The following is a 12,147-nucleotide window of genomic DNA, read 5'->3' as shown; positions in this document are numbered from 1 at the left end:
TAACCCTCAGGCCACGGCCGCGGGGAACGGCGCGTCGGCCGGGCGCGCGGACTTCACCGCGTCGCGCACCAGCACATACCCGCCCTTCGCGCCAGGCACCGCACCCTTGACCAGCAGCAGACCCTTCTCGAGGTCGAAACCGGCGACCTCCAGGTTCTGCGTGGTCACGCGCTCAACGCCCAGATGGCCAGCCATCTTCTTGAGGTTCTTGAAGGTCTTGCCCGGATCCTGACGGTTGCCCGTCGAACCGTGCGACCGGTGCGAGATCGAGACGCCGTGCGTCGCCTCAAGGCCCGAGAAGTTCCAGCGCTTCATGGCGCCGGCGAACCCCTTGCCCTTCGAGGTGCCCGTCACGTCGACGATCTGGCCCTTCACGAAGTGATTCGCGGAGAGCTTCGCGCCCGGCTCCAGCATGGCGTCAGCGGCCACGCGGAACTCGACGACCTTCTTCGGCGCCTCGACACCCGCCTTGGCGAAGTGACCCTTGTTGGGCTTCGAGACGTTCTTCGGCTTCGCCAGGCCGAAGCCCAGCTGAACCGCATTGTAACCGTCCTTCTCGTCCGTGCGGGTCGCAACCACGCGCACCTGGTCCAGGTGCAGCACGGTCACGGGCACGGTCGAGCCGTCGTCGTTGAACAGCCGGGTCATGCCCAGCTTCTTCGCGATCAGGCCGGTGCGACCATTCTTCGCGGCCATGGTGTTCTACTCCCCGGCCTCAGAGCTTGATCTCGACGTCCACACCGGCCGCCAGGTCGAGCTTCATCAGCGCGTCCACGGTCTGCGGGGTGGGATCGACGATATCGAGCAGACGCCGATGAGTCCGGATCTCGAACTGCTCACGGCTCTTCTTGTCGACATGCGGCGAGCGGTTCACGGTGAAACGCTCGATTTCCGTCGGCAGCGGGATCGGGCCGCGCACGCGCGCGCCCGTCCGCTTCGCGGTGTTCACGATCTCCCGCGTGCTGCCATCCAGCACGCGGTGATCGAACGCCTTGAGGCGGATGCGGATGTTCTGGCTGTCCATGTTCTGGCGCCTATTCTCTGCCCGCTGCCGCTTACTTGCTGATCGAGGCGACGACGCCGGCGCCGACCGTGCGGCCACCTTCGCGGATCGCGAAGCGCAGGCCCTGGTCCATGGCGATCGGCGCGATCAGCTCGACGTCCATGGCGACGTTGTCGCCCGGCATCACCATCTCGACGCCTTCCGGCAGCTGCACCACGCCCGTCACGTCGGTCGTGCGGAAGTAGAACTGCGGACGGTAGTTGGTGAAGAACGGCGTGTGGCGGCCGCCCTCTTCCTTCGTCAGGATGTACGCCTCGGCCTTGAACTTGGTGTGCGGCGTGATCGAGCCGGGCTTGGCCAGAACCTGGCCGCGCTCCACGTCCTCGCGCTTCGTACCGCGCAGCAGGGCGCCGATGTTGTCGCCGGCCTCACCGCTGTCCAGCAGCTTGCGGAACATCTCGACGCCGGTCACCGTCGTCTTCACGGTGTCCTTCAGGCCGACGATCTCGACTTCCTCGCCCACCTTGACGATGCCGCGCTCGACGCGGCCGGTCACCACGGTGCCGCGGCCCGAGATCGAGAACACGTCCTCGATCGGCATCAGGAAGGGCAGGTCCTTCGGACGCTCCGGCTGCGGGATGTAGCTGTCGACAGCTTCCATCAGCTTCAGGATCGCCTGCTCGCCCAGCTCGGGGGACTTGTCCTCCAGCGCCATCAGGGCCGAGCCCTTGACGATGGGGATGTCGTCGCCCGGGAACTGGTAGCTGGACAGGAGCTCACGCACCTCCATCTCGACCAGCTCCAGCAGGTCGGGGTCGGCCATGTCGCACTTGTTCAGGAACACCACCAGCGCCGGCACGCCGACCTGGCGGGCCAGCAGGATGTGCTCGCGGGTCTGCGGCATCGGGCCGTCGGCGGCGGACACGACCAGGATCGCGCCGTCCATCTGGGCGGCACCCGTGATCATGTTCTTCACGTAGTCGGCGTGGCCCGGGCAATCGACATGGGCGTAGTGGCGGTTCGCCGTCTCGTACTCAACGTGAGCGGTCGAGATGGTGATGCCACGGGCGCGCTCTTCCGGCGCCTTGTCGATCTGGTCATAGGCCGTGAAGGACGCACCGCCCGACTTCGCCAGGACCTTGGTGATCGCCGCGGTCAGCGACGTCTTGCCATGGTCGACATGCCCGATCGTACCAATGTTGCAGTGCGGCTTGTTCCGCTCAAACTTAGCTTTCGCCATCGTCTTCGTCCCCGATCGGGTGTCGTTACCAGCGGTAGTGGCTGAAGGCCTTGTTGGCTTCGGCCATCCGGTGCGTGTCTTCGCGCTTCTTCACGGCCGAGCCGCGGTTGTTCGCCGCGTCCATCAGCTCGGAGGAGAGGCGCTCTTCCATCGTGTGCTCGCCACGCTTGCGGGCGGACTCGATGAGCCAGCGGATGGCCAGCGCCTGGCGACGCTCCGGGCGCACCTCGACGGGCACCTGGTAGGTGGCACCACCGACGCGGCGCGAGCGGACCTCGACGGCCGGCTTCACATTGTCCATCGCCTCATGGAACAGGCGCAGGGGGTCGCTGTTCGGACCGCCGCGGCGCTTCAGGGTGTCCATGGCGGCGTAGACGATACGCTCGGCCGTGCTCTTCTTGCCGTCATACATCAGCACGTTCATGAAACGGCTGAGGACGAGATCGCCGAACTTCGGATCCGGCAGAACTTCGCGCTTCTCGGCGCTATGGCGACGCGACATCGCTCTCTATCCCTTACTTCGGCCGCTTCGCGCCGTACAGCGAACGGCGCTTGCGACGCTTGGCGATGCCCTGCGTGTCAAGCACGCCGCGCAGGATGTGATAGCGCACGCCGGGAAGGTCCTTCACGCGCCCGCCGCGGATCAGCACCACCGAGTGCTCCTGCAGGTTGTGACCTTCACCCGGAATGTAGCTCACCACTTCCATCCCGTTCACCAGGCGCACCTTGGCGACCTTACGGAGAGCCGAGTTCGGCTTCTTCGGAGTGGTGGTGTACACGCGCGTGCAGACGCCGCGCTTCTGCGGGCAGCCCTGCAGCGCCGGAACCTTGTTACGGCTCGGCTTGGGCTCACGCCCGTTGGCGATGAGCTGGTTGATCGTCGGCATGACGCCCCTTCGTGCCCTTCTTCGAACGCCCAGGCCCCTTGCAAGCAAGAGCGCCCGACCGAGCGGCACTTCCATGCCACCCCATCGGGCTTGTCCCGCCCCGGCCTCAGCACCCGAATTGGGTGCGGCGCCGGATGCTCAGAACCTGTCGTCCAGAACTCCGCAGGTCATGCCCATATGGCGAGCACAACCCCGTCGAGGGCGCGGAAACTACGCGCCGACCCCCCATGAGTCAAGCACGCCGCACCCCCTGACCAAAGAATCCGCCCCCGCAATGGAGGCGTCTCCCATGCAAAAGACCGGGGGCTGCCCGGCCCGCCTTCCAGAGAGGGGAAGGCGCCGTGAAACACGCGGTTTCACGGTAGCGGCGGCCGGGACGGGGATCGCTCCCCGCCCCGGCCGCCGCGGATCACTCCGCGGCTTCGGCGCCCGGCTTGGGCAGCGCGCCCTGGCCGGTCAGCCGCTGGCCGTCGCGCTGCGCGGCCAGAGCCCGCAGCCGGTTCATCACCGAGCCCGTGCCCGCCGGGATCAGGCGACCCACGATCACGTTCTCCTTCAGGCCCGCCAGGTAGTCGACCTTGCCGGCGACAGCCGCCTCGGTCAGCACGCGGGTGGTCTCCTGGAAGGAGGCGGCCGAGATGAAGCTGGTGGTCTGCAGCGAGGCCTTGGTGATGCCCTGCAGCACCGGCTCGGCGCGCGCCGGGCGCTCCTTGCGGGCGAGCAGCTTCTCGTTCTCCATCTCGAACTCGATGCGCTCGACCGTCTCGCCCACCAGGAAGGTGGTGTCGCCCGGATCCAGGATCTCCACCTTCTGCAGCATCTGGCGGACGATCACCTCGATATGCTTATCGTTGATCTTCACGCCCTGCAGTCGATAGACGTCCTGGATCTCGTTCACCAGGTAATTGGCGAGGGCTTCCACGCCCAGAACCCGGAGAATGTCGTGCGGCACGCGCGGGCCGTCGACGAGCGGGTCGCCGGCCTTCACATAGTCGCCTTCCTGCACCGAGACGTGCTTGCCCTTCGGCACCAGGTACTCACGCGGCACGGGCGGCTCGTCGCCGACCTGCTCCGGCACCACCAGGATGCGGCGCTTGGCCTTGTAGTCCTTGCCGAACTCCACGCGCCCGTCGATCTCGGAGATGATCGCGTGGTCCTTCGGACGGCGCGCCTCGAACAGCTCGGCCACACGCGGCAGACCGCCGGTGATGTCGCGGGTCTTCGAGGATTCGCGCGGCAGGCGGGCCACCACGTCACCGGCCTGGACCGAGGCGCCATTGTCCACCGACAGGATCGAGTCGGGGGACAGGAAGTAGCGGGCCTCGGCACCATTCGCCAGGCGGACGATGTTGCCCTTCTCGTCCTTCAGGATGATGCGCGGACGCAGATCGGCGCCCTTGGCGGCCTGCTTGTAGTCCACCACCACCTTGGAGGAGAGGCCGGTCACCTCGTCCTGCCGCTCGACCAGCGTCACGCCCTCGATCAGGTCGGCATATTCGACGGTGCCGCCCTTCTCGGTGATGATCGGCAGGGTGAACGGGTCCCACTCCGCCAGCTTCTGGCCGCGGGTGACGGCCAGGCCGTCCTCCTGCACCAGCAGCTTGGCGCCGTAGGGCACGCGGTAGCGGGCACGCTCGCGGCCATTGGCGTCGTTCAGCACGATCTCGCAGTTGCGCGCCATGACGATGGCAGCACCCTGGCTGTTCGCCACGACGTTGCGGTTCAGCACCACCACCGTGCCGTCGCCGGTGGCTTCCACCGCCGACTGCTCGGCGCCGCGGGTCGCGGCACCACCGATGTGGAAGGTGCGCATCGTCAGCTGCGTGCCCGGCTCGCCGATCGACTGCGCGGCGATGACACCCACCGCCTCGCCGATATTCACCGGCGTGCCGCGGGCCAGGTCACGGCCATAGCAATGGCCGCAGACCCCCGAGCGCGCATCGCAGGTCAGCACCGAGCGGATATAGACCTCCTCGACGCCGGCCTTCTCGATCCGCTCCGCCTCGGGCTCCTGGATCAGCGTGTTGCGCGGATAGAGCAGCTCGCCCGAGGTCGGGTCGAAGATGTCGCGCTGCACGGTGCGGCCCAGGATCCGCTCGGAGAGCGAGGAGACCACCTCGCCGCCATCCATCACGGCGCGCACGGTGATGCCGCGCTCGGTGCCGCAATCGACCTCGACGATGATGCAATCCTGCGCCACGTCGACCAGGCGGCGGGTCAGGTAGCCGGAGTTCGCGGTCTTCAGCGCGGTATCGGCCAGGCCCTTGCGGGCGCCGTGGGTCGAGTTGAAGTACTCGAGGACCGACAGGCCTTCCTTGAAGTTCGCGATGATCGGCTGCTCGATGATCTCGCCCGAGGGCTTGGCCATCAGGCCGCGCATGCCGGCCAGCTGGCGCATCTGCGCCGGCGAGCCACGCGCACCGGAATGCGACATCATCCACACGCTGTTGATCGGCTTGCCGACCTCCTGGCGCGAGATCTCCTTCATCATCGCGCCGGCCACCTCGTCGGTGCAGCGCGACCAGGCGTCGACCACCTTGTTGTAGCGCTCGCCCGCGGTGATCAGGCCGTCGAGATATTGCTGCTCGAACTCCTTCACCTCGGCCTTGGTGCGCGCGATCAGCCCTTCCTTCTCGTCCGGGATGACCATGTCATCCTTGCCGAAGGAGATGCCGGCCTTGGCCGCCTGGCGGAAGCCCAGCGCCATCAGGCGGTCGGCGAAGATCACCGATTCCTTCTGGCCGCAATGGCGGTAGACCGCGTCCATGACGTCCGAGATGGACTTCTTGGTCAGCTGGCGGTTGACCAGCGCATAGGGCGTGCGCGGGTCGCGCGGCAGCAGGGCGCCCATCATCATGCGACCGGCGGTGGTCAGCACCGTCTCCAGCCGCTTGGCGTTCTCCACCGTCGGCGAGGGCACGCGCGCCATCACCGCCGTGTGCAGGGTGATGCTGCCGGCGGCCAGCGCCTGCTCCACCTCGCCGAGATCGCCGAAGACATGCGGGCGGTGCTCCAGCGCGGCCTTCTCGGCCTCGCTGAGATCCTTGCCGCCCTTCTGCTCCGCCGAGCGGATCAGCGCGCGCTTCTCCTCCAGCTCCTTCGCGGCGACGCGGAATTCCGGCGTCTCCAGCGACAGGTAGTAGAGGCCGAGCACGATGTCCTGGCTGGGGACGATGATCGGCTTGCCGTTGGCGGGGCTGAGGATGTTGTTGGTCGACATCATCAGCACGCGCGCTTCCAGCTGAGCCTCAAGGCTCAGCGGGACGTGCACGGCCATCTGGTCGCCGTCGAAGTCGGCGTTGAAGGCGGTGCAGACCAGCGGGTGCAGCTGGATCGCCTTGCCCTCGACGAGGACCGGCTCGAAGGCCTGGATGCCCAGGCGGTGCAGCGTCGGCGCCCGGTTCAGCATCACCGGGTGCTCGCGGATCACCTCCTCGAGGATGTCCCACACCTCGGGACGCTCCTTCTCCACCATCCGCTTGGCGGCCTTGATGGTGGTGGCGTGGCCGTACTTCTCGAGCTTCGAGTAGATGAAGGGCTTGAACAGCTCCAGCGCCATCTTCTTCGGCAGGCCGCACTGGTGCAGCTTCATCTCCGGCCCGACGACGATGACGGAACGGCCCGAATAGTCGACGCGCTTGCCGAGCAGGTTCTGGCGGAACCGGCCCTGCTTGCCCTTCAGCATGTCGGAGAGCGACTTCAGCGGGCGCTTGTTGGCGCCCGTGATCGCCCGGCCGCGGCGGCCATTGTCGAACAGCGCGTCGACCGATTCCTGCAGCATGCGCTTCTCGTTGCGCACGATGATGTCGGGGGCGCGCAGCTCGATCAGCCGCTTCAGGCGGTTGTTGCGGTTGATGACGCGGCGATACAGGTCGTTCAGGTCGGAGGTCGCGAAGCGACCACCATCCAGCGGCACCAGCGGGCGCAGCTCGGGCGGAATCACCGGCACGACGTCGAGGATCATCCACTCCGGACGGGCACCGCCCTCGCGGAAGGACTCGATCATCTTCAGCCGCTTGACGAGCTTCTTGCGCTTGGCCTCGGAGGTGGTCTCCTTGAGGTCGGCGCGCAGCCGCTCGCTCTCGCGCTCCAGGTCGATGGCGGCGAGCATCTGCTTCACCGCCTCGGCGCCGATGCCGACGGAGAAGGCGTCCTCGCCGAACTCATCCTGCTTGGAGACGAACTGCTCCTCGGTCAGCAGCTGGTGCAGCTTGAGGTCGGTCAGACCCGGCTCCAGCACCACATACGACTCGAAGTACAGGATCTTCTCCAGCTCCTTCAGCGACATGTCGACCATCAGGCCGACGCGCGAAGGCAGCGACTTCATGAACCAGATATGCGCGACGGGGCTGGCCAGCTCGATATGGCCCATGCGCTCGCGCCGGACCTTGGCCAGCGTCACCTCGACGCCGCACTTCTCGCAGATGATGCCGCGGAACTTCATCCGCTTGTACTTGCCGCACAGGCACTCATAGTCCTTGATCGGACCGAAGATGCGCGCGCAGAACAGCCCGTCCCGCTCCGGCTTGAAGGTGCGGTAGTTGATCGTCTCGGGCTTCTTGATCTCGCCATAGGACCAGGAGCGGATCTGCTCCGGGCTCGCGATGGTGATCTTGATCTGATCGAACGTCATCGCCTGGCCGGTCTGGCCCAGGATCTTCATCAGCTCGTTCATGCGGCCGTCCTCTCAAGGTGAGGCCGCCGCGCCGGGGTCACCCCGGCGCGGCTGAGCAAAAAAACTCGGGTCTGGCGAGGCGGGAGGTTCACGCCGCGCGGTTCTCCAGGTCCACATTCAGGCCCAGCGACTTCAGCTCCTTCACCAGCACGTTGAAGGATTCCGGAATGCCGGCCTCGAAGCTGTCCTGGTCGCGCACGATGGCCTCGTACACCTTGGTGCGGCCGGACACGTCGTCCGACTTCACCGTCAGCATCTCCTGCAGGGTGTAGGCGGCGCCGTAAGCCTCCAGCGCCCAGACCTCCATCTCGCCGAAGCGCTGGCCGCCGAACTGCGCCTTGCCGCCCAGCGGCTGCTGGGTGACGAGGCTGTAGGGGCCGATGGAGCGGGCGTGGATCTTGTCGTCCACCAGGTGGTGCAGCTTCAGCATGTAGATGTAGCCGACCGTCACCTTGCGCTCGAAATACTCGCCCGTGCGGCCATCGACCAGGCGGCTCTGGCCCGAGGTGTCGAGCCCCGCCTTGTCCAGCATCCGCTCGATGTCCGACATGCGGGCACCGTCGAAGACCGGCGTCGCGATCGGCACGCCCTTGCGCAGATTCTCGCCCAGCTCGATCAGCTGGTCCTCGGACATGTCCTCGATGTCGCGGCCATAGATCTCATCGCCATAGACATCGCGGAGCTTCTCGAGCAGCGCCTCGCGCGCCGCGCCGGCGCGGCGGTAATCCTCGACCAGCTCGCCGATGGACTTGCCGATATTGGCGCAGGCCCAGCCCAGATGCGTCTCCAGGATCTGCCCGACATTCATGCGCGAGGGCACGCCCAGCGGGTTCAGCACCAGATCGACCGAGGTGCCATCCTCCAGGAACGGCATGTCCTCGACCGGCACGACGCGGGAGACGACACCCTTGTTGCCGTGGCGGCCGGCCATCTTGTCGCCGGGCTGCAGCTTGCGCTTCACCGCGATGAAGACCTTGACCATCTTCATCACGCCGGGCGGCAGCTCGTCGCCGCGCTGCAGCTTCTCCACCTTGGACTCGAAGCGCTTCTGCAGCTTCTCGACCGCGGCGTCGAATTCGCGCTTCAGCGCCTCGATCTCGACCATCACGGCGTCGTCCTGCACGCCGATCTGGCGCCAGGTGGCTCGGGCGAACTGGTCCAGCACCTCGTCGGTGATGGGGGTGCCCGCCTTGACGCCCTTGAAGCCGCCCGAGGCCTTCTGGTTCAGCAGCTTCTCCCGCAGGCGCGAGTGGAAGCTGCGCTCCTGGATCGCCTTCTCGTCGTCGCGGTCCTTGGCCAGGCGCTCGATCTCGGCGCGGTCGATCGCCATGGCGCGCTCGTCCTTGTCGACGCCGCGGCGGTTGAACACGCGCACATCGACCACCGTGCCGGTCGTGCCAGGCGGCAGGCGCAGCGAGGTGTCGCGGACATCGGAGGCCTTCTCGCCGAAGATGGCGCGCAGCAGTTTTTCTTCGGGTGTCATCGGGCTTTCGCCCTTGGGGGTGACCTTACCCACAAGGATGTCGCCCGGATTAACCTCGGCGCCAACGTAAACAATGCCGGCCTCGTCGAGGTTGCGCAGCGCTTCCTCGCCGACATTCGGGATGTCGCGGGTGATTTCTTCCTGGCCCAGCTTGGTGTCGCGGGCCATCACCTCGAACTCCTCGATATGGATCGAGGTGAAGACGTCATCCTTCGCGATGCGCTCGCTGATGAGGATGGAGTCCTCGAAGTTGTAGCCATTCCAGGGCATGAAGGCCACGAGCACGTTGCGGCCCAGCGCCAGCTCGCCCAGCTCGGTGGACGGGCCGTCGGCGATGATGTCGCCGGCCGCCACCTGGTCGCCCACCTTCACCAGCGGGCGCTGGTTGATGCAGGTCGACTGGTTGGAGCGCTGGAACTTGCGCAGCCGATAGATGTCGACGCCACGGGTCGTGCCGTCCTCATCATTCGTCGCGCGCACCACGATGCGGGCGCCGTCGATGCTGTCCACCACGCCGCCGCGCCGCGCCACGATGGTCGCACCGGAGTCGCGGGCGACCGCGGCCTCCATGCCGGTGCCGACCAGCGGCGCGTCGGAGCGGACCAGCGGCACCGCCTGACGCATCATGTTGGAGCCCATCAGCGCGCGGTTGGCGTCGTCGTTCTCCAGGAACGGGATCAGCGCCGCGGCGACGGAGACCAGCTGCTTCGGCGAGACGTCGATCGCCGTCACCTCTTCCGGCTTCACCAGCCGGAAATCGCCGCCCTGGCGGACGGAGACGAGGTCGGAGAGGAACTCGCCGCTCTCGGCATTCACCTCGGCATCGGCCTGGGCGACGACCAGCTTCTCCTCCTCCATGGCGGAGAGGTAGCGCGGATCGCCCACGATCTTGCCGTCCTTCACCAGGCGGTACGGCGGTCTCGATGAAGCCGTACTTGTTCACCTTGGCGAAGGTGGCGAGGCTGTTGATCAGGCCGATATTCGGGCCTTCCGGCGTCTCGATCGGGCAGATGCGGCCGTAATGCGTCGGGTGCACGTCGCGCACCTCGAAGCCGGCGCGCTCGCGCGTCAGACCGCCCGGACCAAGCGCCGAGAGGCGGCGCTTATGCGTCACTTCCGACAGCGGGTTGGTCTGGTCCATGAACTGCGACAGCTGCGAGGAGCCGAAGAACTCGCGCACCGCGGCGGCGGCCGGCTTCGCGTTGATCAGGTCATGCGGCATGACGGTGTCGATATCGACCGACCCCATGCGCTCCTTGATCGCGCGCTCCATGCGCAGCAGGCCGACGCGGTACTGGTTCTCCATCAGCTCGCCGACCGAACGCACCCGGCGATTGCCGAGATTGTCGATGTCGTCGATCTGGCCCTTGCCGTCCTTCAGCTCGAGCAGGGTGCGGACCGTCGCGATGATGTCCTGCTTGCGCAGCACGCGGATATGGTCCGGCACATCCTCCAGGCTGAAGCCCAGGCGCATGTTCATCTTCACGCGGCCGACCGTGGACAGGTCGTAGCGCTCGGCGTCGAAGAACAGGCCGCGGAACAGCGCCTCGGCGGTCTCCGGCGTCGGCGGCTCGCCCGGGCGCATCACCCGGTAGATGTCCATCAGCGCCTCGTCCCGGCTGCCATTCTTGTCGACGGCCAGGGTGTTGCGCAGCCAGGGGCCGACCGTCTGGTCGATCGCCAGGGTCGGCAGGGCGTCGATGCCGGCCTGCTCGATGGCGGAGAGCTTGGGCTCGGTCAGCTCGTCGCCGGCCTCGGCCCAGATCTCGCCGGTGGTCAGGTCGACCAGATCCTCGGCGACATAGCGGCCGAGCAGATCGGCGCGGCCGACCAGCACCTCCTTGGTACCGGCCTCGGCGATCTTGCGCGCCAGGCGCGGCGTCAGCTTGGTGTCCTTCTCGGCCACCACCTCGCCGGTCGCGGCGTCGACCAGGTTCTCGATCAGCTTCACGCCGCGGAAGGCGTCGGGCTCGAAGGGACGGCTCCACCCCTTCGGACCGCGGCTGAACACCACCTGGCCGTAGAAGGTGTTGAGGATCTCCTCGGCATCCATGCCGCGGATCTCGCCGGCTTCCAGCGCGGCATCGCCGCGCTCGGCGCGCAGCGCCTCGGTGCGGGCCGATTCCAGGGCATAGAGCAGCGTCGTGGCGGGCAGCTTGCGCTTCCGGTCAACACGAACGTAGCAGATGTCCTTGGCATCGAACTCGAAATCGAGCCAGGAGCCGCGATAGGGGATGACGCGCGCGGCGAACAGGTACTTGCCGCTGCTGTGCGTCTTGCCCTTGTCGTGGTCGAAGAACACGCCCGGGGAGCGGTGCATCTGGGAGACGATGACGCGCTCGGTGCCGTTGATGATGAAGGTGCCGTTGTCCGTCATGAGCGGCATGTCGCCCATGTAGACATCCTGCTCCTTGATGTCGCGGACGGAGCGGGAGCCGGTGTCCTCGTCCACATCCCAGACGATCAGGCGCAGCCGCACCTTCAGCGGGGCGGCAAAGGTCAGCCCGCGCTGGATGCACTCTTCCACGTCATACTTCGGCTCTTCGAGCTCGTACTGGACGAACTCCAGGCGGCCGCGGCCGGCGAAATCGTCGATCGGGAAGACCGACTTGAACACCTCCTGAAGCCCGGTGTTCGTGCGAGCGTCTGGATCCACCCCCATCTGCAGGAAGGCCTCGTAGGAGGCGCGCTGCACATCGATGAGGTTCGGCATCGGCGCCACCTCGGGCAGCCGCCCGAAAGACTTCCGGATGCGCTTCCGCCCGGTGAACGACTTCGTGATTGCGTTCATGCCCGTCCTGCTTCCCTTCGCTCCGGCCCAACCGCCCCGGCCGGCGGGTACCTCTTATCGCGTGCGGC

6 protein-coding genes and 1 pseudogene are annotated in these 12,147 nt (G+C 66.8%); all 7 read right to left on the bottom strand.

Features of this window, described 5'->3' with window-relative positions; all coding sequences use genetic code 11:
• Window positions 1–6 precede the first annotated feature (6 nt).
• Window positions 7–696, bottom strand: coding sequence for a 50S ribosomal protein L3 (gene rplC, locus QE401_RS19230; RefSeq protein WP_307139724.1), 690 nt, complete (start codon window positions 694–696; stop codon window positions 7–9).
• A gap of 19 nt (window positions 697–715) precedes the next feature.
• Window positions 716–1,024, bottom strand: a complete 309-nt coding sequence (gene rpsJ / locus QE401_RS19225; protein ID WP_007004401.1) for a 30S ribosomal protein S10 — start codon at window positions 1,022–1,024, stop codon at window positions 716–718.
• 31 nt (window positions 1,025–1,055) lie between these two features.
• Window positions 1,056–2,243, bottom strand: coding sequence for an elongation factor Tu (tuf, locus tag QE401_RS19220; protein WP_307139712.1), 1,188 nt, complete (start codon window positions 2,241–2,243; stop codon window positions 1,056–1,058).
• 25 nt (window positions 2,244–2,268) lie between these two features.
• A complete protein-coding gene (gene rpsG, locus QE401_RS19215; RefSeq protein WP_007004400.1) occupies window positions 2,269–2,745 on the bottom strand; it encodes a 30S ribosomal protein S7 in 477 nt (158 codons plus the stop codon).
• Window positions 2,746–2,758: 13 nt separating this feature from the next.
• Window positions 2,759–3,130 (bottom strand): 30S ribosomal protein S12, encoded by a 372-nt coding sequence (rpsL, locus tag QE401_RS19210; protein ID WP_007004399.1) that lies wholly within the window; start codon window positions 3,128–3,130, stop codon window positions 2,759–2,761.
• A gap of 409 nt (window positions 3,131–3,539) precedes the next feature.
• Complete coding sequence (gene rpoC, locus QE401_RS19205) at window positions 3,540–7,805, bottom strand: DNA-directed RNA polymerase subunit beta' (RefSeq protein ID WP_307139723.1); 4,266 nt, start codon at window positions 7,803–7,805, stop codon at window positions 3,540–3,542.
• An 88-nt stretch (window positions 7,806–7,893) separates the two neighbouring features.
• Window positions 7,894–12,079: pseudogene (gene rpoB / locus QE401_RS19200) on the bottom strand (DNA-directed RNA polymerase subunit beta).
• Between the last annotated feature and the right edge of the window lie 68 nt (window positions 12,080–12,147).

It is taken from the genome of Pseudoroseomonas cervicalis (genome assembly GCF_030818485.1).
In the GTDB taxonomy this organism is placed as follows: Bacteria; Pseudomonadota; Alphaproteobacteria; order Acetobacterales; family Acetobacteraceae; genus Pseudoroseomonas; species Pseudoroseomonas cervicalis_A.
This window is presented reverse-complemented; position numbering and strand designations above follow the sequence as displayed.